The sequence below is a fragment of the Arthrobacter sp. TmtSoilC77 genome (assembly GCF_059739415.1).
The window spans coordinates 2,788,602-2,812,667 of sequence record NZ_AP046050.1 but is presented as its reverse complement, the minus strand read 5'-3'; the positions used below and the strand labels follow the sequence as shown (position 1 = coordinate 2,812,667).

The 24,066-nt window shown below is 60.3% G+C and carries 23 protein-coding genes; 20 read left to right on the top strand and 3 right to left on the bottom strand.

The genetic code is table 11. The annotated features are described in order from the left end of the window. Nucleotides 1-198 precede the first annotated feature (198 nt). Nucleotides 199-1,167 (top strand): methylenetetrahydrofolate reductase, encoded by a 969-nt coding sequence (locus AC6I99_RS12905; protein WP_497961076.1) that lies wholly within the window; start codon nt 199-201, stop codon nt 1,165-1,167. 69 nt (nt 1,168-1,236) lie between these two features. Here the strand turns inward: AC6I99_RS12905 and AC6I99_RS12900 are convergent, their stop codons facing one another. Next, the gene (locus AC6I99_RS12900; RefSeq protein ID WP_223933081.1) at nt 1,237-1,743 is read right to left on the bottom strand and encodes a DUF2004 domain-containing protein; all 507 of its coding nucleotides are present in this window, start codon (nt 1,741-1,743) and stop codon (nt 1,237-1,239) included. A gap of 50 nt (nt 1,744-1,793) precedes the next feature. Then, nucleotides 1,794-2,759, bottom strand: a complete 966-nt coding sequence (locus tag AC6I99_RS12895) for a LysR family transcriptional regulator (protein ID WP_224164514.1) — start codon at nt 2,757-2,759, stop codon at nt 1,794-1,796. 493 nt (nt 2,760-3,252) lie between these two features. Between AC6I99_RS12895 and nrdH the strand changes: the two genes are divergently transcribed. The 17 genes from nrdH to AC6I99_RS12810 all read left to right on the top strand — a co-directional run bounded on the left by nrdH (nt 3,253) and on the right by AC6I99_RS12810 (nt 20,684). Continuing rightward, nucleotides 3,253-3,495, top strand: a complete 243-nt coding sequence (nrdH, locus tag AC6I99_RS12890) for a glutaredoxin-like protein NrdH (protein ID WP_011775022.1) — start codon at nt 3,253-3,255, stop codon at nt 3,493-3,495. Between the two features lie 62 nt (nt 3,496-3,557). Then, a complete protein-coding gene (gene nrdI / locus AC6I99_RS12885) occupies nt 3,558-4,028 on the top strand; it encodes a class Ib ribonucleoside-diphosphate reductase assembly flavoprotein NrdI (RefSeq protein ID WP_224164513.1) in 471 nt (156 codons plus the stop codon). Between the two features lie 11 nt (nt 4,029-4,039). Continuing rightward, on the top strand, nt 4,040-6,181 hold the full coding sequence (nrdE, locus tag AC6I99_RS12880; RefSeq protein WP_309929919.1) for a class 1b ribonucleoside-diphosphate reductase subunit alpha: 2,142 nt from the start codon (nt 4,040-4,042) through the stop codon (nt 6,179-6,181). A gap of 97 nt (nt 6,182-6,278) precedes the next feature. Beyond that, a complete protein-coding gene (gene nrdF / locus AC6I99_RS12875) occupies nt 6,279-7,253 on the top strand; it encodes a class 1b ribonucleoside-diphosphate reductase subunit beta (RefSeq protein WP_497961075.1) in 975 nt (324 codons plus the stop codon). A 335-nt stretch (nt 7,254-7,588) separates the two neighbouring features. After that, nucleotides 7,589-8,224, top strand: a complete 636-nt coding sequence (locus AC6I99_RS12870; protein WP_497961074.1) for an SLATT domain-containing protein — start codon at nt 7,589-7,591, stop codon at nt 8,222-8,224. Between the two features lie 2 nt (nt 8,225-8,226). Then, entirely contained in the window at nt 8,227-9,222 is a 996-nt protein-coding gene (locus AC6I99_RS12865; protein WP_497961073.1) for an SMODS domain-containing nucleotidyltransferase, read from the top strand. Nucleotides 9,223-9,317: 95 nt separating this feature from the next. Then, nucleotides 9,318-10,643, top strand: a complete 1,326-nt coding sequence (locus AC6I99_RS12860; RefSeq protein WP_497961072.1) for a ThiF family adenylyltransferase — start codon at nt 9,318-9,320, stop codon at nt 10,641-10,643. Then, on the top strand, nt 10,643-11,122 hold the full coding sequence (locus tag AC6I99_RS12855) for a Mov34/MPN/PAD-1 family protein (protein WP_497961071.1): 480 nt from the start codon (nt 10,643-10,645) through the stop codon (nt 11,120-11,122). Before AC6I99_RS12860 ends, AC6I99_RS12855 begins: the two co-directional genes overlap by 1 nt. A 502-nt stretch (nt 11,123-11,624) precedes the next feature. Next, nucleotides 11,625-12,272, top strand: a complete 648-nt coding sequence (locus tag AC6I99_RS12850; RefSeq protein WP_497961070.1) for a DEAD/DEAH box helicase family protein — start codon at nt 11,625-11,627, stop codon at nt 12,270-12,272. After that, complete coding sequence (locus tag AC6I99_RS12845) at nt 12,233-12,496, top strand: SNF2-related protein (protein ID WP_497961069.1); 264 nt, start codon at nt 12,233-12,235, stop codon at nt 12,494-12,496. The genes AC6I99_RS12850 and AC6I99_RS12845 overlap by 40 nt, the downstream gene beginning before the upstream one ends. Before the next feature lie 141 nt (nt 12,497-12,637). Further along, the gene (locus AC6I99_RS12840) at nt 12,638-12,817 is read left to right on the top strand and encodes a hypothetical protein (RefSeq protein WP_497961068.1); all 180 of its coding nucleotides are present in this window, start codon (nt 12,638-12,640) and stop codon (nt 12,815-12,817) included. A 51-nt stretch (nt 12,818-12,868) separates the two neighbouring features. After that, nucleotides 12,869-14,326, top strand: a complete 1,458-nt coding sequence (locus tag AC6I99_RS12835; RefSeq protein WP_497961067.1) for a helicase-related protein — start codon at nt 12,869-12,871, stop codon at nt 14,324-14,326. Nucleotides 14,327-14,378: 52 nt separating this feature from the next. Next, a complete protein-coding gene (locus AC6I99_RS12830; protein WP_497961066.1) occupies nt 14,379-15,032 on the top strand; it encodes a hypothetical protein in 654 nt (217 codons plus the stop codon). Next, nucleotides 14,947-15,507 carry a DUF6308 family protein gene (locus AC6I99_RS12825; protein ID WP_497961065.1) on the top strand — a complete coding sequence of 187 codons (561 nt, stop codon included), beginning with the start codon at nt 14,947-14,949 and terminating at the stop codon, nt 15,505-15,507. Before AC6I99_RS12830 ends, AC6I99_RS12825 begins: the two co-directional genes overlap by 86 nt. Then, on the top strand, nt 15,504-16,997 hold the full coding sequence (locus AC6I99_RS12820; RefSeq protein ID WP_497961064.1) for a hypothetical protein: 1,494 nt from the start codon (nt 15,504-15,506) through the stop codon (nt 16,995-16,997). Before AC6I99_RS12825 ends, AC6I99_RS12820 begins: the two co-directional genes overlap by 4 nt. After that, on the top strand, nt 16,994-19,702 hold the full coding sequence (locus AC6I99_RS12815) for a hypothetical protein (RefSeq protein ID WP_497961063.1): 2,709 nt from the start codon (nt 16,994-16,996) through the stop codon (nt 19,700-19,702). The genes AC6I99_RS12820 and AC6I99_RS12815 overlap by 4 nt, the downstream gene beginning before the upstream one ends. A gap of 340 nt (nt 19,703-20,042) precedes the next feature. Then, entirely contained in the window at nt 20,043-20,684 is a 642-nt protein-coding gene (locus AC6I99_RS12810) for a hypothetical protein (protein WP_497961062.1), read from the top strand. A gap of 133 nt (nt 20,685-20,817) precedes the next feature. Here AC6I99_RS12810 and AC6I99_RS12805 read toward each other — a convergent pair whose 3' ends face one another. Further along, complete coding sequence (locus AC6I99_RS12805; protein WP_497961061.1) at nt 20,818-22,587, bottom strand: zinc-ribbon domain-containing protein; 1,770 nt, start codon at nt 22,585-22,587, stop codon at nt 20,818-20,820. 428 nt (nt 22,588-23,015) lie between these two features. Here AC6I99_RS12805 and AC6I99_RS12800 point away from each other — a divergent pair, with 428 nt between their 5' ends. Continuing rightward, entirely contained in the window at nt 23,016-23,408 is a 393-nt protein-coding gene (locus AC6I99_RS12800; protein ID WP_497961060.1) for a hypothetical protein, read from the top strand. A gap of 66 nt (nt 23,409-23,474) precedes the next feature. Beyond that, nucleotides 23,475-23,894: a hypothetical protein gene (locus AC6I99_RS12795; RefSeq protein ID WP_497961059.1), complete on the top strand. Its 420-nt coding sequence runs from the start codon at nt 23,475-23,477 to the stop codon at nt 23,892-23,894. Nucleotides 23,895-24,066 lie beyond the last annotated feature (172 nt).

The following is a 24,066-nucleotide window of genomic DNA, read 5'->3' as shown; positions in this document are numbered from 1 at the left end:
AGGGCGGTGAGGAGGGTGTGGGTGCCCCCATGTGGGCCTGACATTTGCACACGGAAAGCTTCATTCCAGGCGTACCAGTCGCGGCTGCGTCCTGCTGGAGTTTCTTCGTGTATCCCAAACTAAATTCATCGACCATGCAATCAATGGTTCCCTTGGATCCATTGGGTGATGTTCGATGACGAACAGCCAAGGACGCAAATGTCGCCGCCAAGCCTTATTGACGTACATCCCAACCTCGCTGGAACGGCGCCCGTGGCACTTTCCTACGAGCTGTTTCCCCCTCGCTCCCCGGCGGCCGCAGAAACCCTGTGGACCACTATCCGTGAACTCGAAGCCACCGAGCCGGACTACGTCTCGGTGACGTACGGTGCCAGTGGATCCAACGGGGATACTGCCGTTGACCTCATCAACCGCCTCCTGCTCGAGACCACGCTCCGGCCCTTGGCCCACCTGACGTGTGTGGGCAACACACCGCTTGAATTGGCGGAGATCATTGGTGAACTACTGGACCGCGGCGTCCGTGGCATCCTCGCACTCCGCGGGGATCTGCCCAAGGACGGAAGCCAGCCTGCCAGTGGCTCACTCCGGTATGCCCAGGATCTGATCGAACTGATCCGCCGCGTGGAGCAGCGTCGTTCAGCACTTCTTTGTGCCGGCAAGATCGCTGTCGGAGTGGCCGCGTACCCCACCAGGCATCCTGAATCGCCAAGTGTGGGGCACGACGTCGAAGTTCTCCTGGCCAAGCAGCGTTCCGGCGCAGACTTCGCGATCACGCAGGTCTTCTTCCACGCGAACGAATACTCGGACCTGGTTGCGCGTGCACGCCGGGCCGGGGTCACCATCCCGATCATCCCTGGTGTCATGCCGCTCACCAGCATCCGGCGCCTGAAGCGCCTCGGCGAACTGGCCGGCGTTGACCCTTCCGTGGAACTCATTGAGCGCCTCGCTGCCATCGACACTGAAGCAGAGCGTCGCCGAATCGGCGTCGCTGCCACCGTGGATCTTGCCAATGCAGCACTGGATGCCGGTGCACCGGGCATTCACTTGTACACCTTCAATGAGCACGCGGACGCCCTTGACGTGCTGGACAAGCTGGCGCTGCCCCGGCCATCCCGGCCGGCTGGCCCCGTAAGCACCATGGCACTCCGCCAGGAATACGCAAGCTAAAAACACCTGGCGACGGCGGCCGGTCACCGAAAGGCAACCGGCCGCCGTCGGGCGTTTAAGCTTCAGCCTTCACGACTCCCAAAGGATTTCGTCATCCACCACGCCATCTTCATCGGCGGCCACTACCAGCAGCTCATCCGTGAAGTGCGAGCCGAGGGTGAAGTCCAGGACAAAATAGCGCTCGGGCTGGCCAGGGTAGATGGCCACATGACCCAGTTTGAGGGCTTTGAGGAAGACGTCGTTCGTGAGCTGGGACTTGTCCCTGACCCCGAAAACCGATTCGAGCTGCTCTTCCTTGAGCTGTGAGCTATGGAAATGCAGGAACTGTTGCGGATTGGTGCCGTCCTGGTCCAGCTCATCGGCGATCATCTCCCGGACCTGGTCAACCAGCTCCGGCAGGAAGCGCAAGCGGTAGTCCACCTTGTGCATGGCGGCCTCGTCGAAATGGTCATGCGCCGTGACGTTCAGGTCCAGCTCAAGCTGATTGCCGCCGAGTTCGTGTTTGGTCACGAAGCAATGTTCACGCCCGTGATTGAGCTCGATCTCCCCAAAATGTGTGCTTGCTACCTTGCCCATGTGATCAATCTAACCCCAACATCGGGCCGGTTCCAGCAATTGGGGAGAATTCACCTCCGACGCTGCGAACCCTTGACAGGCGCTGATTTCAGAGGATGCAAACCGCTCTTTTCGGAGGTGCCACGGAGGGTGTCGGCCAGGAGCTGCGTAAACAGTTGCACTTGAGCTGTTCGCTTTTCATTGATGAGCAGCGCGAACACGTTTCGCGCCAGCCGGATGTCCGGAACGTCAAGGACCACGACGCCGGGTGGCCGGTTGCGCAGCGCCAGTTCCGGTACCAGCGAAGCACCCAGGCCGGCCGCGGTCATCTCCAGGCTGGCATGGAAATCGTCACTGTAAGCCACGACGCGGGGATGCAGGTTGCAGCTGGCAAACAAACGTTCGATTACCAGGGCGTCGCTGGTGCCCGGGTGATGGACGATCCATGGCATGTCCGAGAGGTGTGCGGCCTCAATCTCGGCATCCTCGCGGATTTTCCATGAAGCGGGCAGCACCACCCGGAAGTCGTCGTCGCCGATCCATTGGCGCTCCAGGGAATGTGGCCAGGCCAATCCTGACTGTCCCACCTGGTACACGAGGGCGACGTCCAATTCTCCGCCGCTGCGCAGTCCCTGGATGGTCTGTGCCGGCTCAGCGACTGATACGCGCAGCTCGATGCCCAGCCCGTTCCACCGCTCATTCCGCAGGATGTCCGGCAGCACATACGTGGCAAGGCTGGGGAAGATGCCCAGCCGCAATTCCTGTGCCGGCGCATCGCTGGTCCTTGATGCGGCGGCCATGAGCGCTTCGACGTCAGTGAGCACCTTGGATGCGTGCCGGGTCATGGTGACGGCGGCCTCGGTGGGAATCACGCTCCTCGCCGAACGCTGGAACAGTTCGACGCCGGTATCCCGTTCCAGCGCGGCCATCTGTTGGGAAACGGCGGAGGCTGTATAGCCAAGCTGCGCCGCTGCGGCCGCGAAGGAACCCAGCCGGGTGACCTCCAACAGGGTCCGGAGATGGAGAAGGTTGACCATCAGCTGTCCTTTTGCTCGATTCTTCCTGCCAACACAGGGGAGTGGGCTCCCTTGAAGCATCAGGGACACCGTACTCTGCGTTTGACCATCAGCAAATCTGGCTGTTCGAGCTGTGTTCGCCACGCCACATTTTCAAAGTGTCACGACACGCCGGAACCCGGCGACACGCTGGAGATTAAATGTGGCTAAGTAGTCCACAGGGTGTGGATTTCATCTCTCACTTTGGCGGAATCACGGACATTTTGAGGCACCTGCCCTGTGGACGAGCGGTGGATTGAATGACATACTTGTAATACATCATCTTGGGGTCCCGGCGAGGCGCTTGCACTACATGTAGTATCGGTTTACGGATTGAGCGGGAAACCAGCACAAGACTAAATAAGCGTGTTGGCTGCCACAGCAGCCTGCGGGCCGGTATCGGATTCAGTATTCAGTTCCGGTTGAGCCCGCCAGATACGAAGAGCGACAGACTTCAACTAAGGGGACAGGGATCATGACCGTTACGGTTTACACGAAGCCGGCCTGTGTTCAGTGCAACGCAACTTACCGGGCACTCGACAAGAAGGGCATTGCCTACCAGAGTGTCGACATCTCCCAGGATGCCGAGGCGCTCGAACGCCTCAAGGCGCTGGGTTACATGCAGGCTCCCGTCGTCGTGACCGAGCAGGACCATTGGTCTGGTTTCCGCCCGGACAAGATCGAGGAACTGGCCCAGGCCGTTTCCTCCGTGGCCTAAGTTTCCTTTCGGACTTCGCCACCACAGCAAGCAAGAATTCCTATGTAGTCGAGGTGACTCCCATGGCACCGCTGGCAACGGCATCCGTGCGCAGTGACACGGACACTGTGACCACGAGGAGTCACCTCATCTACTTTTCCTCGACATCTGAGAACACCAAGCGCTTTGTCCGGAAATTGGGCAGGGATGCAGCGCGCATCCCGCTTTATGCGCACGATGCCCCGCTTCAAGCACTTGAACCCTTTGTCCTTGTCCTGCCGACTTACGGCGGGACAAACGGCGAAGGTTCAGTGCCCAAGCAGGTCATCAGGTTTCTCAACAACCCACGGAACAGGGAACTGATCCGTGGTGTTATCGGTGCAGGAAACACCAACTTCGCGGACAACTATTGCGCAGCGGGAGACATCATCGCCGCCAAGTGCAACGTGCCGCATCTCTACAGGTTTGAACTCATGGGGACGCCGGAAGACGTCGATCGGGTCAATCAAGGATTGGAAAAGTTTTGGACACTACTGTCGCAGAAACAGAAGTAACCGGGGGCGCTGTGGAAACGGCCAAGAAGCCACTGCCGGAGGCCTATAAGGGCCTGGGCTATCACGAGCTCAACGCCATGCTGAACCTGTATGGCCCCAACGGCGAGATCCAGTTTGAAGCCGATCGTGAAGCCGCGCACCAGTACTTCCTGCAGCACGTGAACAACAACACCGTGTTCTTCCACGACCTGGAAGAAAAGCTCGACTACCTGGTGAAGAACCAGTACTACGAGCGCGAAACACTGGACCAGTACACGATGAACTTCATCCGTGAACTCTTCAACCGTGCCTACAAAAAGAAGTTCCGCTTCGAGACCTTCCTTGGCGCCTTCAAGTTCTACACGTCCTACACGCTGAAGACGTTTGACGGCAAGCGCTTCCTTGAGCGCTACGAAGACCGCGTCTGCATGGTTGCCCTGCACCTTGCCCGCGGCAACGAAGAACTTGCCAGCCGCCTTGTTGACGAAATCATCGACGGCCGTTTCCAGCCGGCAACCCCCACCTTCCTGAATGCAGGCAAGGCCCAGCGCGGCGAGCTTGTCTCCTGCTTCCTGCTCCGTATCGAAGACAACATGGAGTCGATTGCCCGCGCCATCAACTCCGCGCTGCAACTCTCCAAGCGCGGTGGCGGTGTGGCCCTTTCGCTCACCAACATCCGTGAGCACGGCGCCCCGATCAAGCAGATCGAAAACCAGTCCTCCGGCGTCATCCCCGTGATGAAGCTCCTCGAAGACAGCTTCTCCTACGCCAACCAGCTTGGTGCCCGCCAGGGTGCAGGTGCCGTGTACCTGCACGCACACCACCCGGACATCTACCGCTTCCTGGACACCAAGCGCGAGAACGCCGACGAGAAGATCCGCATCAAGACGCTCTCCCTGGGTGTCGTGATCCCGGACATCACGTTCGAGCTCGCCAAGAAGAACGAGGACATGTACCTCTTCTCGCCGTACGACGTCGAGCGCGTCTACGGCGTCCCCTTCTCCGACATTTCCGTCACGGAGAAGTACTACGAGATGGTTGACGATTCCCGGATCAAGAAGACCAAGATCAGTGCCCGTGAGTTCTTCCAAACCCTCGCGGAGATCCAGTTCGAGTCCGGCTACCCGTACATCATGTTCGAGGACACCGTGAACCGGGCCAACCCGATCGACGGCAAGATCACCATGAGCAACCTGTGCTCGGAGATCCTGCAGGTTTCCTCGCCGTCCATTTACGCGGAAGACCTGAGCTACCAGACCGTGGGCAAGGACATTTCCTGCAACCTCGGTTCCATGAACATCGCCAAGACCATGGATTCGCCGGACTTCGGTCTCTCGATCGAGACGTCCATCCGCGCCCTCAGCGCAGTGTCCGACATGTCCTACATCAACTCGGTGCCGTCGATTGCCCAGGGTAATGCCCAGAGCCACGCGATTGGCCTTGGCCAGATGAACCTCCACGGCTACCTCGCCCGCGAGCACGTCCACTACGGTTCCGAAGAGGGCCTGGACTTCACTAACATCTACTTCTACACGGTGCTGTTCCACGCCCTCCGCGCGTCCAACAAGCTGGCCATTGAGACCGGCCAGAAGTTCGGTGGCTTCGAGAAGTCGACGTACGCTTCCGGCGAGTTCTTCGACAAGTACACGGAGCAGGAATGGGTTCCGGCAACGGAGCGCGTCCGCGAGCTCTTCGCAGGCCACCACATTCCCACCCAGGACGACTGGCGTGAGCTGAAGGCTTCCGTCATGGAGCACGGCATCTACAACCAGAACCTCCAGGCCGTGCCGCCCACCGGTTCCATCAGCTACATCAACAACTCGACGTCGTCGATCCACCCGGTGGCCGCCAAGATCGAAATCCGCAAGGAAGGCAAGATCGGCCGCGTCTACTACCCGGCTCCGTACCTGACCAACGACAACCTGGAGTACTACCAGGATGCCTACGAAATCGGCTACGAGAAGATCATCGACACCTACGCCGCGGCCACCCAGCACGTGGACCAGGGCCTGTCCCTGACGCTGTTCTTCAAGGACACCGCCACTACGCGTGATATCAACAAGGCGCAGATCTACGCATGGCGCAAGGGCATCAAGACCCTCTACTACATCCGTCTCCGCCAGATGGCCCTGGAAGGGACTGAGGTGGAGGGCTGCGTAAGTTGCGCGCTCTAATCGGCAGTCGCCGCACTCAAAACTAAAGATTACGACGGCGGGTTTGCACCCGCCGTCGTACGCTTACCTTAAAGAACCCAACGCTAAAGGGGATGAAATGACCGAAAAGGTCAAGCTGCTTAGCCACGTCGAAGCAATCAACTGGAACAAGATCCAGGACGACAAGGACGTGGAAGTCTGGAACCGACTGGTCAACAACTTCTGGCTGCCGGAGAAAGTGCCGCTGTCCAACGACGTCCAGTCGTGGCACACGCTGACGCCGGAAGAGCAGCAGCTCACCATGCGCGTTTTCACTGGTCTGACCCTTCTGGACACCATCCAGGGAACCGTGGGTGCCGTGTCGTTGATCCCGGATGCCCTGACGCCGCACGAAGAGGCCGTGTACACCAACATCGCCTTTATGGAGTCGGTGCACGCGAAGTCCTACTCGTCCATCTTCTCCACGCTGTGCTCCACCAAGGAGATTGACGACGCCTTCCGCTGGTCGGTCGAAAACGAGAACCTTCAGAAGAAGGCGCAGATCGTCATGGACTACTACCAGGGCGACGATCCCCTGAAGCGCAAGGTGGCCTCCACACTGCTGGAGAGCTTCCTGTTCTACTCGGGCTTCTACCTGCCCATGTACTGGTCCTCACGTGCCAAGCTCACGAACACGGCCGACCTCATTCGCCTCATCATCCGTGACGAAGCCGTGCACGGTTACTACATCGGCTACAAGTTCCAGAAGGGCTTGGAGAAGGCTTCCGAGGCCCGCAAGCAGGAAATCAAGGACTACACGTTCGAGCTTCTCTTCGAGCTGTACGAAAACGAAGTCCAGTACACGCACGACCTCTATGACGGCGTCGGCCTGGCCGAGGACGTCAAGAAGTTCCTGCACTACAACGCCAACAAGGCCCTCATGAACCTCGGCTACGAGGCCATGTTCCCGGCCTCCGTCACCGACGTGAACCCGGCCATCCTGTCGGCACTTTCCCCGAACGCCGACGAGAACCACGACTTCTTCTCCGGCTCTGGCTCCTCCTACGTTATTGGCAAAGCTGTCAACACTGAGGACGAGGACTGGGAGTTCTAAGACTGTTCAGTTCCCCGTAGGTGCAAAGCCCCTTATGCTGTTCAAGCGTGAGTTGACGACTTAGTTGGCGGAACTGACTGGATAGTTTGGCGCCGCGACATACAGCTAGGCACAGTGCCAACTATCCTGTCTGGCAGGGCTGACGTGAGATCGGAAGCTACTTGGCGGTTTGTGAACTAGTTGGCGATCGGGTCTGTGAGAGTCCATGCCTCTTGAAGGTGTTCCGAGGGCGCATTGGGATCTCCTCCGGTGGGCCCAGTGATTGATCTTTTCAGTAGCCGACCCCGGGTCCAGACCCGGGGTCGGCTACTGAAATTGAGTAGGAGTTGGCCGCCATGACAAACGCAAATGCTGATCGACGCCCGCGTTTCCGCTTCTTAAAGCGTAAGGACCGGACTTTGTCGGCACCTGCTTCTTCGCATTATGCCGTGCCGGAAAATGTGCCAGCAGAACTCGTGCCGGTGGGCGAAGAGCTTTCCCGCGTTGAAGAGAATGCTCGGTGGTCTTCCCAAACACAATTTGAACAGGGCAAATACTGGCGCGGATGCAACCTCGTCATTGGAATTCCTTCCGGCGCTCTAGGTGTCATCGCGGGTGGTGCGGGAATCAGCCAGTCCTGGCCAGTTGAATGGGTAGGGTGGGCCACTCTTGTTGCTGCACTCCTCAGCGTTACAGCGACGGTTTTGACCGCCGAGCGTCGCGCACAACGAGCGCATTCCTGCGCGAACGATTTCCTTGATGTTCAGGAAGATGCTCGTCGAGTGTTGCTTGTCGACCTAGCCACGATGGAGTTCAGTGCAGCTCGTGACGAGCTCCGTGCCCTCACAGCCAGATACTCCGAGATCCGTCATAACGCAGACGCCCCTGCCACGCGTTTTTATAAGACTGCTGGTCGCAACATTCGCGCCGGCGGACAGTCCCATGCCATCGACAGGGCCAAGGAGTCCGAACTCACTATTAGGGAGAACTAGACTTGCCCGAACTTGCTACAGCCTTTCAGACTGCTCAGTCCAATGTAGAACCCAACGACGAGGACTGGGATAACGCCCCAGCGGCACACGACGAGGTCGGGCGGATACTCGTTAATGATGACGACCTTTCGGAATGGGGTATTGCCCCAATCCTCATCGGTTCCTACGGACGCAGGGTATCCATACGGCGCGTGTTTGACGTGGATATGTTCTGTCGCTTGGAAGAGTATCCGGCTGGACTCGCCGCGTCCGATGTCATCGACAAGGTCTATGAGGTCCTTGTCGAGGAGTACGGTGCTGAGAACGTAACAAAATACGATCGCTCGGTTACTGTGCTCATGCCTGCGTTGGACGGGTTGTTCGTGGACATCGTCCCGGCCCGCCCGGCAGGCGCTACGTGGGAGATCCCCACTCGGGACGGTGGCTGGATTGAAACCAACCCCATCAAGATGACTGAACTGAAGGAAGACAGGAACGCCGAGTACGGCGAAATGTACGTCCCCTGCGTCAAGCTTTTGCGTCAGGCTCGCCGTACCTTGATGGGTAGGACCAAGCTTGGCGGATTCACCGTCGAAATGGCCCTCTATACGGCTTGCGATGAGGGACTCGTTACCGGGGATACCATGGGCGAATTCTTCGCCTCAGCCATGGAAGGCGTAGCGGAAATCTTCCGTCGTGTCGCTGACGAGGGCTTCGAGTTGCCAGACCCATCCAGGGAAGGGGAGGTGTTGGAATTCGACGAGGAAGCCGATTTTGGCAAGGCCCGCGATAAGTTCACGTCCGCAGCCCGTGATGCACGAGCAGCATACGACATGGACGAAGACGAAGCCGGCAAGGCAGCGCTTCTTTTGCAGGGAATTTTGGGATCTAATGACGACTTCACCAACGTATTTCCGATGCCTGCCGGCTACGACAAGGACGGCAACAAGCGGAACTATGCCGCAGGGAGCGTGGCCGGCAACCACAAAACAACAGCAGGAGACCTACGATTCGGCTGAGTGAAAACCATGCAGAGTGGCGCGACTACATTGCATACGTCCGCGAGAGCTATACGGACAGTCTCGTTCGTCGCGGGTTGCGTTTGCCCTGCAAAGTGTCCATCGGAGAAACCAAGAACGTTGTTCTTGAGCATCCAAACTTTTCGGTGGTGCTCCCTGAGGCGTTCCCCTATTTTCCTCCGAGAGTAACCACTGGCCTGATCCGCCCAAGGTCGTGGCACCAGGAAGCCGACGGGGGTCTCTGCCTCTATCCGAGCCGTGACCGGGAACGGCTCCCATGGCTCGATCCCGACGAATTTCTTGGACGCGTCGAGCAATGGTTTGAGAAAAGCAGGCAAGGCTGGCCAGACGATCCACCGGCGCTTGACCTCGAGGCGTACCTCGAACTGCCAGCCGACCCGAGGCTGGTAGTTCACGATGAATTGGCCCCTTTGGTTGGCGGCTATGTTACCTTCCGGAGGGACGGTGACAAGCTGCTGCATCTTCTTCGCCCGGGAAAGGCGGCAAAGAAGAGAGACCGCGAAATCACGGGCTTCGTGGGCAGCGTCGGGGAGTTAGCTGCGCCGCCTCAAGACTGGGAAGACTTGTTCAACCGGCTCGACCAAGAAGCTGTACTGCGGCAAGAAATTGCGCGCGGGCGACTCGAAGTCCTGCTCATCCGCTATCAACGGTCAGATCAGACAGGTGTCGTCGCCATAACCTTCCCCACTTCCAACCGTGACCCTTGGCTTGCGCCATCTGCCGGTCTCGACCGTCCGACGATGAGCCACCGGTCCGGTCCGGCTAGCAGTGAGCTCGGCAGTAAACACGTCTACATCGTTGGCTCCGGCGCCCTTGGATCTCATATTTGCGACGGTCTATCGCGGGCGGGAATCGGACATCTCACGATTCGAGATCCGGATCATATGACGCCGGGCAACATGACACGGCATTTTGTCACGGACTTAACTCTGTGCGGTGTAAACAAGGCATCCGCGGTTAAGACCGTACTCACCGACCGCCCCTACAACAGATCGCGAATCGTCGACGTCCAAAACGGCGTTAAGACACCGGGCGAGGCTCTGGAGTTGCTTGCGGGGAACCACCTTGTTGTGGACGCAACAGCCGATGGTGCCGCTACAGCCATGCTCGAAGAGGCTGCAAAATTCACCGGAATTCGATTTTTCACGGCGTGCCTGCAGAACGACGGCAGGACACAGCGTATAGATCTGGTTCCGCCCCTTGACGGGGCACAGCCGTTGGCGGCGACCAAAATGCTCCCGACGCTAGGGCCTGAGATATTTGAAGCAGGTTGTGGTGAGCCTGTATCGCCTACGCCACCATACGCGGTTGCAGAAGCCGCAGGCATGGCGGTGCGGCACATTATTGGTTACTTGATCGGCGAACCAGTATCAGCGGCAGGAGAAGTCAGGGAAATATAATGAAGCCAGCGCCACCAGACCTACGGCTAAGCGAGCAAGCGAGCGGCAGCCTTCACGCGGCAGCCCGCGGTTCCCGACGTCGTGAGCACGGTGGCATCCTTGTCGGATACAGGGAGGCGGGTGGCCTCGTAGTCGAGGATGCTCTGACTGTTACTGACGAGTCCGCGACACATGGGGGATACCTTCGCCGTGCCAAGACAGCCCAAGCGGTGTTGGCAACATATTTGAGCCATCAAGTAGATCCGATGATCGGGTACGTCGGTGAGTGGCACACCCATCCTTTACCTGTGCCTCCTAGTGCAGCGGATCACGCATCCATGGCGCTTATGGCGATACGAAACACGGAGCAGATTGGATTGCTGGTGGCAGCCTTGGATCACAACCTGAGAACTGTGTCCTACTACGCTCTTGCAACAGAACCAGGCCGTACATCCCGGCGTCGGACTCTTTACCGTAAGGCGAGGGTCGTCCTTTGCTGAGACTCAGAGACTTCATGCTTTACATTCCAAGGCGAACCGAGCTGGGCCTGTTGGCGATTCCATGATTGCCGGAGGCCGCAGCGACGGACAGGGAAAGCTCTTCAGGCGTGGCGGGCAGATTCCCAAGCCATTCCCATTCTGCGGGGAAGAACCAGGGCAGCGTACTGCGGCAAGCCGACTGCGGGCGGGATTGGGCCTAATGCCTTTGATCAGAGATACGTGCGTGGGCGCCGCCAAACGATAGGCCTGGACCAAATGTGCGTCCTACAGTTGGACAGGAAACGGCATTGGTGGGCAAACATGCGCGTTGGGTCGTCAAGCCATTCTCACCGGCAGCGGGACCACAGCCTAGAGCGATGGTGCGGTGCCGATGTCCTCACGGCGGCTGCATTAAGCTGATACAGGCTGCTGCGGGTGCGCAGGGGGAGCAACCGAATACAGGAGTATCACTTGACCATCACGAGAACCACCGAAACTGAGCTAAACGTTGCGCCGGGTTCGAATGGTCCGTGTCCGGGACGAGGACTGGCTCGTCACTGGCGTCGAGAAGTCGGTCGACGGCGCCCTCATAAGGGTGCAGGGCCTCAGCGAACTCGTTCGGGACACCACTGCCGCCTTCTACTCCGCACTGGACACCGTAGAAGTCGTGGACCCGGCTAAGTCTAGGGTTGTAGCGGATGACACTCCCAACTACCGCCGGGCCCGCCTGTTCTTGGAGACCACGCTTCGCAAGACGCCGACACCCCAGTCGGCGGAGTACCTGACTGTTTCCACACGGATGCTGTCGCGGAACCTCAAGTACCAGCAGATCGCCGTCGCGAAGGCCCTGGACACCAAGAACATCCGCCCGCGCATCCTGATCGCAGACGCCGTCGGCCTGGGTAAGACCCTCGACATTGGCATGATCCTCAGCGAGCTGGTCAAGCGCGGCCGCGGTGAACGAATCCTCATCGTCACCCCGCGCCACGTGCTGGAGAAGATGCAGCACGAGCTTTGGTGCCGCTTCGCCCTGCCGTTCGTCCGTCTCGACTCCGCCGGCATCCAGAAGATCCGGCAGAAACTCTCGGCCACCCCAACCCCTTCACCTATTACAAGCGCGCCATCATATCCATGGATACGCTCAAAAGCCCCCGCTACCGGGCCCAGCTAGGCAAGCTGCACTGGAACGCGGTGGTAATTGACGAGGCCCACAACGTCACCAACACCCAAGCAATGAACAACGAGGTCGCCCGGGTACTCGCGCCCAACACCGAGGCCCTCATCCTGGCCTCCGCTACCCCGCATACGGACGCAACGAGTCATTCGCGGAAATCCTGCGCCTGCTGGACCCCACCGCCGTCCGCCCGGACGGCACCTTCGACCCAAAACACGTAGAGAACCTCATCATCCGCCGGCACCGGCACAGCCCCGAGGTCGCCCAGGAAGTCGGCGCGGAACGCCGTTGCCGAGGAGCTTTCGGACGTCTGGCTCTACCCAGAGGGCAAACCCGCCCCCTATTCGGGTCAGAACGGTGCGTTGTTCTCCTGGATCCTTGCCAAGGCCTTTCTATCCAGCCCTGCCGCGCTTCTCGAAACCGTCACCGAGCGCCTGAAGAAGCTCAACGCCGATTCGCCCCCCGAGGCCAAGGAAACCGAAGCCCTCAAACGCCTCGGCAAGCTCACCGAAGCCGCCAACACCGGCGAATCGGCCAAGTAGACCGAGCTTGTCAGCTACCTCAAGAAAATCGGCGTAGGCAAGCGCTCCCCCATGCGGGCTGTGGTCTTCGCCGAGCGCGTCGCCACGCTCAAATGGCTGCAGGAGTCACTGCCCAAAGCCCTCAGAGTCAAACCGGAAAACGTCGGCCTCCTGCACGGCGGCCTCAGCGACGTCGAACGGCAAAGCATCGTGGAACAGTTCAAGCGCGGCAACACCCCGCTGCGGGTCCTGATCACCGGCGACGTCGCGTCCGAAGGCGTGAACCTCCACGCCGAATGCCACCACCTGATCCACTTCGACATCCCCTGGAGCCTCATCCGGATCGAACAGCGGAACGGCCGCATCGACAGGTTCGGCCAGCGCCAGAAACCGCAGATCACCACCCTGCTCCTAAACCCGCACAACACCCGTTTCTCCGGCAACATCAAGGTCCTCACGCGCCTGATGGAACGCGAGTACGAGGCCCACACGGTCCTCAACGACGTCGCCTCCCTGATGGGGCAGTACAGCGTCAAGCAGGAGGAAGACGCCATCCGCGACGTCCTGCTCGGCAAGAAGAACTTCGAAGACGTTGTCGGAGAGCCCGACGCCGATCCGGACTCAGGCGACCTCTGGGCCTTCCTCGACTTCGAGGCCCTAAAAAGCGACGGGGAAACCGAGACCATCCCGGTCGAGAAGCCGCTCGGTCTCTACTCCACGGACTTGGAATTCCTAGACGAAGCCCTCAACGAGGCCTTCGGTGATGCGCACAAGCTCCTCGGATGGACCGTCCACGCCGGCCACGGCCTCGCCGAGCTCAACCCGCCCGTCGACCTCCAGCACCGCCTGGGCTACCTCCCGCAGGAATACCTGTCCGAGCGGCGCGTCACCGAGCGACTCAAACTTGCCACGACCGTCGACGCGGGCACCCGGGAGCTCAACCGCGCCCGCGAATCCGATGACATGAGCTGGCCCGAAGCCCACTACCTAGGCCCGCTGCACCCCGTCCTGGACTGGGCCAGCGACCGGGCCCTGTCCTCGATGTCCCGCAGCGAAGTCCTTGTGGTCCGCGGCGATGTAGACGCCGCCCAGGTTCTGCTCATGGGAACGTTGATGAACCGCCGCGGGCAGGTTGTCTCCAAAGCCTTCATCGCGGTGGACTTCCCCAACCCCTCCAACCCGACGTTCTGTCTCTCCGAACCCCTCGAGGACCTGGGCGAGCACTTGAGCAGCATCGGCGTCGACGCCAAGGCGACCAACCCCGGACCGGTCAAGGTGAATGGGCTGCAGGCCCTGCTGCCGCAGGCAGTGGAGAGCTCCCGGCAGACCATGCAGCTGACCTTTGAAGCAGCCGCCAACTCTGCCAATCAGCGGCTACAGGGTTGGAAGGACCGGGCCACGGGCTGGACACAGCTGTCCTTCGACTTCGCGCAGCGGGCGGATGTGAAAAAGCAACGCGAGCGTGTCTGCGGGGAGCAGCGCATCGCGGAGTCGCTCGCCCCGGCCCAAAGCCTGGTCCGCCCCTCCTGATCGTCGTTCCCCGCGCAACTCCTGTCGCCGTCCCGAAAGGTGCTGACCAGTAATGCCGTCCTTTGATTCAATCGTTGTAGGCGAAGACTGGATTAGCGAACACTTCTTCACCACGGACTCCATCAAGGGATCCTTCCAGGCCGAGGTCGCCAAACTCCGCAAGAACTGGGACGAGGAAGGCAAACAAGGCCACTCAACCACCCCGACCCGCCTCGCTGAGGTCCGCGGACGCCTTCAGATCCTGCTTGCCGGGGTCTCGGAAGACCCGGCGGGTGCGTCCGATGCCTACGCCCTGCTGCGCGGTGCCCTAGGCTTTAAGGGCGCGACGGCGGCCGTCACCTTCGAGCGCGGCGGCACCGAAACGCTCGTCCCCGGCGTGTGGGCCACGGGGAACTCCGAGGTCCTATTCGTCGAGGCCGCCCCGGCGGACTCCCTGGAAGACGTGCTGTCCACGGTGCTTCCCCTCGGGCGGGTTCTTGTGGACGGCAAAGAGCCATTCCCAGCGCTGACGGTGGCAAAGGTGGTGTCCGAGGCGCGTCTGTCGGATAAGGCACCTAAATTTGTGGTGATCACGGCCGGCCGGTGGCAGGTGCTGACCGAACAGGAACGGCGATGCGGATTTGCTAGCGATCGCTCTCCTGAATGCCGGACGTCAGCCGCTGCCTTCGTACTACGGTCTAAAGAAATTGGTCCCGGAAATCAATGAGCGCCTGAGTCACCCGGCTCTCAACGGTACACTGGCAAAAGCCGATGGGGAGGCGATCGATGCAATTGTCGATTTCTTCAACATCGTCAATGAGTGCCGGGTTCCGTGCGTCAGGCTTACCACCTTGACGAAGGTCCTCCATCGTAAGAGACCTCACATGCTGCCCCTTTTCGATCTGAACATCAGGAGGTGCTACGTCTACCGGGGCGACTCACCGCCGCTGGCCCACTTCGAAATGAGCGAGTCCCGTGAATTCATCGAGGCCTGGGTAATTTCCGTGAGGAAGGACTTGGCAAATGGAGGTGAGATTTGGGAGGACTTCGCGAAGTTGGCTCCTGGACCTCAAAACAGTTCGCTGAGGGCGATGGACATCGTTGGCTGGGAACTCGGAAAACGGCCCAGAGACTACTTCACGACTTGGGTGCCGGGAAAACTTCGCGAACAGAACCAGTTTCACGCTAAGGAGACCGAGTGAGTAGCGAGACGCCACGGTGGTCGGGACGAGACGACGGTCTGTATACCGGGAGGTTCCCGCTTGCGGTCGAGGGTTACCCGATGCGGCGAGTCGAGGAATTGCTTCCCGGCGTCACTACGGTGACACCGCACGCACGCTATTACTCTTTGCACGCTTACGTGGCGACGGCGGTGTCCGCGCACAAGGATCTGAACCCGGTGGATACCTTGCGGCGCTGCGAGGTCGTTTTTGGGGCCATCTCCATCCTGCACGCTCGACGGTTTCCCGAACAGCATCGTGGCATGTCGCAGGCCCACGGCCATGACATCATTTCGGCTTCGATGCGGGACGGCGAACTAAATGTCACAGCGCTTGCCGCGTCCGGTTCATATGCCCAAGCGTCGCGAGGATTTCTAGGACCCTACCTGGCCAGTGAGCGTCTGCTCGGACTGATTACTTCAGGGGGCGAGTTGATGTCTCCCGGGCCTAAGTCAGATGAACGAGGACTGAAGCTCGCGTTCGAGGGCCTCCTCGACCTCGCCAAAATGGACTCCATCCCCTGCAGCATCCTGGAGGGGTACTCAAGCCTTTGCCTTTGCGGTCAGCACGCACTTGAACGCAGTTGGTTGAGGTCAATCATGTTCCCACCCCAGCTCCTGGGGGACGTCGCCACCCATAGCCGCCGGACACAGACGGCCCTCATGCTCTGCCGGCTCATAGAAATGTATGAGCCCGATAATTTGTCACTGGAACTGAGCCGAAAGCTCATCGCTGACTCAAGAACTTACGGCGACGATCAACTGAGGCATTTGGAGATTCTTCCTGCATGGCGGGGGGTTGTCCTGAGGCGCTGGTATACGTGGGCTTGGCGGGACCTATGGCGCTGGCTTGTCAACGAGCAGATGACGGGAGCTGTGCCCATCGCTCAACTGCAAAGTGCACTATCGGAGCACTTACCGGACCAGAAGCTCTCAATTTTTCGTAAAGAACTTCCCGAGGGCGTGGAAAAAGGCCGGCTGGTCGATGCGGAGTATGATCCGGCAATTGGCTCGCTGAAAACCGGGCCGAGAAACCTGGCGTGGCTCATGATCGGAGCCGGCCGTGTCGGTCAGCTCTCCGATCGCGTGGCACCATATTTCGAAAGCATCGAACGCGAACGACGGAACTACGAACTGACCCCCTCATGGTTGAGGGACTTTCTGAACCAGCGGAGCGATCACTCAGTGCGCGACGTCGCACGCGAGCTCACCGGGGTGCTCCTTGCCCGGTCCCAACGCGTCGCAATGAGCAAGTCATCCTTCACCAACGGGCGATGGCGGGTTCCGACCAGGCTGACAGTGCGGGACGGCTATGCCTTCCGGGAATCCAATGAAGGAGGGGGCCCGGTGTCCCTGCGGTGGGATCAACTTACCCAAGTCATGAGTGGTCTTGGCATGGTCAGGCGTGTCGCTGGTGACACAAGGGGAGCGGCTGAGCGCTGGGCCCTTGTACGGAACGGCCGCGACCAGTGAGCGCGGTGGCAGCCCCGCTGAACGTACCGGCACTATTCCATGAAATGGAGGCGAGCCGTGACTGGGATGCCGAAGAAGCGCTTTTTCTGACTTTCAACGCGGACGTCGCGTTCCTGGAACGAGGCGTCCTGGGCCTGTGCCAGTCAATGGGGGCGCGGGTCACAGTCATTGCGGATGCCGGGATGTGGCGCCCCGATCCGCTTGCCATGAAAGGCGCGGGCACCCAGTACCTCGTTGGCCTCGCGTCGCATAGTGGCGCTTTTCACCCGAAACTAACTCTCCTGGTGGGAGTCGACCGGGTGTTAGCGCTGATTGGGTCAGGGAATTTGACGATGGGAGGGTGGCAGCACAACTCGGAATTGTGGAATGTGCTACGCGCCGAGGACGGGCAGGCACCGCAGGCCCTTTTCGACTTAGCTGAGTGGCTTGAACTACTGCCTGACACTGTGCGTCTCGCGTCGGACCATGCTGCCGCCCTGAACAGGGTCGCTGCCCGGCTGCGCGCCACGCTGGAACGCTTCGCTCCCATTGATGACGGAGCGCAACTGATCACCAACCTTGACCGATCTTTCCTGTCACAGCTGCCAGGTGGACCGGTCGATGAGTTGACGTTGTACGCGCCCTTCATTGACGAACACGCGCGCGCGGTCAGGGCACTGGTAGAACACTTCCCGACCCCAAAGCTCACCCTTGTTGTCCAACCTGGTTTGACCGTGGTCGAACCCCAGGCCTTGGCTAGGGTCCTGAGGGGACAGACAGGCCTGACCGTAGTCGCCGATACTTCACGTCGGTACCGCCATGCAAAATTGGTGGAATGGCGTCGGGGACCACACCGCCAGGTGCTGACAGGCAGCGCCAATCTTTCGGCCGCAGCCATGCTCAACACGGCAAGTCGTGGTGGAAACGTGGAGCTCGGGATCCGCACAAACATTGACGAACCGTTATGGCCCGAGCCCGGGGTTGACCCGAACCATCGTGTTCAGCTGGAGAGCATTACAGATATTCCGGCGCTACGGATCGGGACTCTAGCTCCAGAGACAACCGGGCTCGCTGTGCCCCAGCTACTTAGCGCGGTGCTCGCCGGCAATGAACTAAAAATCGAGCTAGCCTATCCGGTCCCGTTCACCGTCGAGCTCGAATACACTAACAACCCGCTCAATGACTCTTGGAATCGTCTCGGCACGATGGTCGCCGGGCACAGTACTGCTTCATTTCCGGCAGACCAGTTGGGAGACAGTGCGCTGCTGAGACTCAACTGGGCGGGTGACGACGAAACGATCCTGGCTCGAGGCCCGGCCGTGCCTGCTTCCGTGCCGGAACGGCTCAGAACGAGACCGGGCGCGGGGCGCGCAGCCGGTGGCCCGCGGATCAAGTCGCGCGACGATCTTCTTGGAGCCGATCTCCGCTATCTAGACGCATTCGCAAGCCAGCTCACAAAAATCCACGAAGATGTCACCGCGCTCAAGACCCCGTCCACCCGCAGCAGTGGCACCTCCACAGCATCGGGAGCAGCACGCAACGCCGAATTTGAAGAGGAACCAGCCGCGTGGCTGTGGGAAGTTGAGCAAACTGCGCAGCACCTTCACGGCCCCGTCTTTTCGGGCTTCGCCCTCGGCCTCCCAACACCGGTGCAGTCAACCGGCTGGGAGAACTTCGATTCGAGCGAAACCGGTGACCTCGACGCCGATGCCGCCGTGTACGGTGATGACCAGATCGCACCGCCCACTGACGACCCCGAGCCCGTTGAGCCATTGATGCATGTAGCCGACCCAGACAGGATCAAGAAAGCCAGGCGCGACCGGGTCAGGGCGTTTGCCACGATGCCCGGCCGACTGAGCACAGTCTCCTACCTCGGCCTCGCGCGCCTCGCGCTGTGTTTCTACTGCGCAGGGGACTGGAAAGAAAACGACCCCGAACCCATAGGGCTCGTCACCTCGTTCCTGAGCAAGGCTCTGGACCAGGCGCATACTTCCGGCATGGGCGACGAGGCGAAAGCACTGGCCGCCGTCGCTCTGACCTGCGTGCGGCGCAGAGTCGATCACACGGCAACCTCGCCGGCCACCCAGGAGGCGAAAAGGCTGCATGATAGGTGCAGAGACCTCGATCCGGGTGCTGTCCCGCTTCCACTTGTGGCCGAATACACCCAATGCCTGTCCGCGCCCGGCGGCCGACCCCTGGAAACCGCTGATGTCTATGATGAGCTCCAGACCTTCTCCGAACACCCTCTGCTGGACGCCGCCATGCTGGCGGCGGAGGGCCATGGATACGACGCAGAAGTGCTGGGGCCGAATAGCCTGCAGATCTCGGTCAGGTCGAGGGACCCACTCCAGGGCGCATTGAAAATATTGGCCGCGTCTAAAGTCCCCCTCGGGGTGGTATCGCTGTCACAGACGACGGGAAAATCGGCCATCGCGTTGTGGTCCGATCCTGACTTGTACTGCATCGAAATCGACGACCGAGACCGCTGGGTTCATTACCGATCCACGCACGCGTTGAACGTGATTCTTGCAGCAATCCAGTCATCTGAAGGCAGACGGTTCAGAGTCGACCACGGACCCTTTAACCAAGCCATCCCCGAAGCGAAGCTACTAGCGGAGCGCCTTGGCGTCCAGATGCCCAGAAAGGCCGGAGTGCCTCCGGGTGTCTGCCCCGCCTGCTATATGGTCCTCACGCCCGCGGGTATTTGTGCGACGTGTGAGGCGTAGTCACTGATACTGATGCGTGGGTACATGCGGCAGCGGACTAGGACGGCCTTAGAGGTCTAGCGCCTCCCAGACGGTCCCGGCCAGGGGACATTCCGAGGGAGCCTGACAAGGTCAGAGCCCCGTGCAGCCGGTTGCCTCACGAAGATGACGGTCACCGACATGGCGACGAGCCGGCACCCGAGGCCGACGGGGTCATAGACCGGGGATGGCCGTAAATTACTGGGACTCGCTTGTGACCCACGCAACTCACGGGCGCCGCCCAATGCCAAGATTCCAAAACACTAGTTCTCCCGTGGGGCGTGGAAGGAGTGTGACTCCGAGGCATTGCTAAGGTCGGTCCATGAACATGATTCCCAGCATCCCGCCACCAGTACAGAATCCGATCAAGTGGAAGCTACTGGAAGCTGTCGCCGCGACCGACTCGACGAACTACGCAGACCTTGTCGTAAAGGCTCCTTACGAGACCGATCGCAACTTCGCCGCGCACTATGCCTTTGCCGCCAAGCGATTGGCGGGCACCTTTGGCGGCAAGCCGCAGGATGACATGATCCTCCTCCCATTTCTTACGCTGTATCGACAGGCATACGAGCTGGCTCTTAAGTCCTGTCTGGCTGATTTTGCCCGTTGGCGGCGGAAGTGGGTCGACGGAGGAAACCCAGATCTTGAATCCTCAGTAGTCCAAGACCGCATCCGCAATGTCCACGGCCATAACTTTCATAGGCTGTCCAGAGAACTGCGGGAACACTATGATGCCCTTGATCTTGGTGAGGAGTTCCCCACAGATCTCGCGGCGTTGATCGAGACATGGCACCTTACGGATAAACCTGGCACCAGCTTTAGGTACTCGACGGTCAATCAGCCTACGGAGACGGCGCGCATCGATTTTCCGGTCCTGGCCGAAATGCTGGATAACGGCCTTCGGGAGCTATGGGCTGTCGAGGACTGGGTGGACGACCGTATGAGCGCGATTCCCGAGCCTTGAGTAATCTGGGAGCCGTCACGGAGCCTAACAGCTCTGGAAACCGAGCCGCAGGCTCCAAAGCGGGCGCCAGCATTACTCAATCCAGCAGGTCTTGGTGGGCGCCGATCCCTCCGGAACGATTCGACTGCGCAGTCTAGCTCCGTTTTGATTTGCGTGGGCGCGCTCCAGGGCAGTCCTGACATACCCTTCCCCGCGACCGGGCGTTCAGCGTGTCCTGCGTGGAGTGGCCGTTAGGACATAGCCACCACACCAGTTGGTTCAGATAGGGGCGGACGTCGTGGGGTGTCAGTTCGCCGTTCAGGGTTGGGTGCCACTGCGACGCCAATTCCGGGAAGCGCGCCGCGAGCGATGTTTCTGCCCGGCGGCGTGACTTCGGGCATTCCTGACAGACCATCCCCTTGGCCCGGTCCTTCACCTTGTCCTGGGTGGCGTGACCCTCGGCGCATAGCCACCAGACGGTCAGGCCTGAGTGTGGCAACACGTCCTCCGGCGTAAGCTGACCGTTGAGTGTGGGGTGCCATTGGCCGGCCAAGTTGGGGCGGATGACGGCAAGCGATGTCGCCGGGGTGACGTAGCGCCCCGAGCACTGCCCGCAGCCCGTCCCGTCAGTCGTTCTTTGCACAATGGGCGTCAGGTACGCGTGGCCGGCGGGGCACAGCCACCATGCCGGTTTCCCTGAGTGCGCCATCACCTGGGCTGGAGTTAAATCTCCGTTCAACTGCGGGTGCCACTCGCCCGCCACCGCAGGGAACTTGTCGGCCAGCGACAGCTCCCCGTACTCTCGGAGCCGTAGGGCAGCAATGATCTGTCTTGCTTCAGTTTCCGCGACGGCAACACCGTTGAGGATGTATCTCCGTGCAGACTCTGCCGCCTCGTTCTCGATAAGACCACCTTCCAGCATCTCTTCGAGTGCTGCCGACGCGACGTCGTGGCCTGTAGGCGCGCGCCGCACCAGCGCGTCCTGTGGCGAAAGAGCCTCCAGCGGGTGCTCGCGTACCCGTATGACGCTGTATCCAAGCTCCTGTAGCTGGTCGGTCTTCTCCCGGTCCCTGTCTTCCTTGCCTTTGTGCCAGTACGAGCCGTCGAATTCGATTGCGATGGTGCCGACAATGACATCCACCCGAATCTTCACCCCGCCGGCTGTTGCGATCCTCCAGTCGTGCTGGACCGGAGCCAGGTGCTCGCCGAGGACAGCCTTGAGTTCTGCGTACAAGCCGATCTCGAGCTCGGACAGGCCCACCAGCTTGCACTTCTCGCAGGCGGCACCGCAGGACCGCTTGAACACCATCGCCCGCCACTCGTGGCCGCTGCTGCACAGCCACCACACGTTACTTCTGGCCCCCGACGTCACCTGGCCGGGTGTGACGTCACCGTTCCTCGTCGGATGCCACTCCTTGGCCAGATCGGGAAAGCGCGTGGCGAGATCGTTGCCGTAGCCGACCTTCTGGTTCGCGCAGTAGGGGCACCCGGAGCGGATCTTGTTGGTGCGGTTCGCCACCACAGCTTCCCATGGATGGCCACATGCACCCAGCCACCATGCTTTCGAATTGGAGCGAGGCGCGACCTGGTCGGGGGTCCGGTCGCCGTTCAAATAGGGGTGCCAGGTGGCCGCGACCTCCGGGAACTGGCTCGCCAAATCGTTGCCGTAGCCAACTTTGCGGTTCCCGCAATACGGGCACCCGCAGCCAATAGTGCGGCTATGGATGGTCGCTTCCCAAGGATGACCGCAGACGCCAAGCCACCAGACTTTCTGCGACGATCCCGCTGACACTGCGTCAGGTGTGAGATCCCCGTTTAACGTGGGATGCCACTCGTTGGCCAGCCCGGGAAAGGATTGGTCAAGACTGATCTCGGGGGCTGAACGTCGCTTCCTCCCGGCCAGTTCCACATGGCCGTTCTTCATGAAGCGTTGGTAGTGCTTGCGACACATGCCCCGGTTTAGAACTTCTGCCGGGCCACAGCCCTCTACACTGCAGTACTTTTCCACTGTTCTCCATCCTTGGAAGGCCTGCCACGGCGCTTTCCCGTCGCGATCGACGCGTTCGCTGATGGTGAGCGTAGCGCAACTTTTTGGTTAAGAAAAGTCACAAAGTATATATACATTGGAAAATCACGTGTACAATTCGCACCCAAGTTACGATGCGCAACCCAAGTTGAGACAACAAAGGGCTCGCCAATTAGGTCTGCCTACATTCACTACGTTGGGTGACACGGTGATGATGATGCGTGCGAGCAGCAGCGCCGATGGGCTTTGACGCACCCGTTGTGAAAGGCCCGAGACGATGATTGCGGGGATGGAAGGACCGCGGCACGGGCCACCCTTGAAGCGCCATGAAGAAAGAGCGCGGCATGGACGTGATGGCCAGGTTGACACCGACGGCACCGGCTGAGCCGGTGATAACTTCGTCGGTCGTAGTCGCTGAGCCGCCGGAACCTCAGCCCACACCCGACGAGGCGCCCGCGTTCGTCTACAACCCCGGAAAGCTGACGGAGCCCCGCCGGCTGTCCGTCAACTTTCAGGACGCGACCAAGATCGGATACCTGGACCTAGCCACGATGGCAGCCGTTCCCGCGTCTTCGGCCGCCGGACTACTCAAACCTGACCCTATGATCAGCGAGTTCGAAACGAAAGTGTATCTGTGGGTATCATCGGGACCACAGCGGTTCCGGCGGAAATCGACAGCACCGGTGCAGTCCGCGTTGCGGACGTACAGAAAAAGGTAGAGCGTGAACAGTCAGTCTCCCGGCGAGAACGAAAGCAAAAGCCTCACTCTTAGGCTTGTCCTTCCCGTGGCACATCACCTGATGGAAGGGGCAGGCAAGCTGAACGGGGCAACGCAGAGCATGCTCCTGCTGGGCGCCAAGAAGCTCGCCGTCGACGGGTCCGGCGTGAGGATCTCCAAGCACTGGGGCATCGCCGCTGAGAACGCGGCAAGGGCCTGGTGGGGGAACGGTCCGCTGCGCAACGGCGGGCGCGGAATCCAGGGCGGAAACGCCAAGCTTGAGCTGATCGGGAACATCGTCGCCGTCACCGCTCTTGCCGCAGTCGTCGTTCCCCCGCTGGTTCTCGACATACAGACCGCATTGGCGAAAAGGGCTCTCAAGAACACCTGTGAGGGCTGCCACGAAGCACTTCCCAGTACCCCGGTTGAAGGGGAGCCCGACGGTAGGACCGCCTGCCCCCACTGCGGAAACGGAAGCGCCGACTAGGCTCGCCAACTAGGTCGGTGAGCTGACCTGGGCAGTAGTTCACCAAAACCGCAGAATCACGGTGGTCCGCATCTGGCGCTTTTCGCCAGGTAACCATGAGTCTCACAACTGTTCAGTTCCCCGTAGGTGCAAAGCCCCTTATGCTGTTCAAGCGTGAGGGGCTTTGCAGTTG

Excerpts from the sequence above, each read along its gene's own strand:
- AC6I99_RS12835 (WP_497961067.1), top strand. The coding sequence starts at position 12,869 with ATGCGGGCTGTGGTCTTCGCCGAGCGCGTCGCCACGCTCAAATGGCTG.
- AC6I99_RS12805 (WP_497961061.1), bottom strand. The coding sequence starts at position 22,587 with ATGAAGAACGGCCATGTGGAACTGGCCGGGAGGAAGCGACGTTCAGCC.
- AC6I99_RS12895 (WP_224164514.1), bottom strand. The coding sequence starts at position 2,759 with ATGGTCAACCTTCTCCATCTCCGGACCCTGTTGGAGGTCACCCGGCTG.
- AC6I99_RS12905 (WP_497961076.1), top strand. The coding sequence starts at position 199 with ATGTCGCCGCCAAGCCTTATTGACGTACATCCCAACCTCGCTGGAACG.
- AC6I99_RS12900 (WP_223933081.1), bottom strand. The coding sequence starts at position 1,743 with ATGGGCAAGGTAGCAAGCACACATTTTGGGGAGATCGAGCTCAATCAC.
- AC6I99_RS12800 (WP_497961060.1), top strand. The coding sequence starts at position 23,016 with ATGAAGAAAGAGCGCGGCATGGACGTGATGGCCAGGTTGACACCGACG.
- AC6I99_RS12845 (WP_497961069.1), top strand. The coding sequence starts at position 12,233 with ATGGATACGCTCAAAAGCCCCCGCTACCGGGCCCAGCTAGGCAAGCTG.
- nrdF (WP_497961075.1), top strand. The coding sequence starts at position 6,279 with ATGACCGAAAAGGTCAAGCTGCTTAGCCACGTCGAAGCAATCAACTGG.
- nrdI (WP_224164513.1), top strand. The coding sequence starts at position 3,558 with ATGGCACCGCTGGCAACGGCATCCGTGCGCAGTGACACGGACACTGTG.
- AC6I99_RS12830 (WP_497961066.1), top strand. The coding sequence starts at position 14,379 with ATGCCGTCCTTTGATTCAATCGTTGTAGGCGAAGACTGGATTAGCGAA.
- AC6I99_RS12870 (WP_497961074.1), top strand. The coding sequence starts at position 7,589 with ATGACAAACGCAAATGCTGATCGACGCCCGCGTTTCCGCTTCTTAAAG.
- AC6I99_RS12810 (WP_497961062.1), top strand. The coding sequence starts at position 20,043 with ATGAACATGATTCCCAGCATCCCGCCACCAGTACAGAATCCGATCAAG.
- AC6I99_RS12855 (WP_497961071.1), top strand. The coding sequence starts at position 10,643 with ATGAAGCCAGCGCCACCAGACCTACGGCTAAGCGAGCAAGCGAGCGGC.
- AC6I99_RS12850 (WP_497961070.1), top strand. The coding sequence starts at position 11,625 with ATGGTCCGTGTCCGGGACGAGGACTGGCTCGTCACTGGCGTCGAGAAG.
- nrdH (WP_011775022.1), top strand. The coding sequence starts at position 3,253 with ATGACCGTTACGGTTTACACGAAGCCGGCCTGTGTTCAGTGCAACGCA.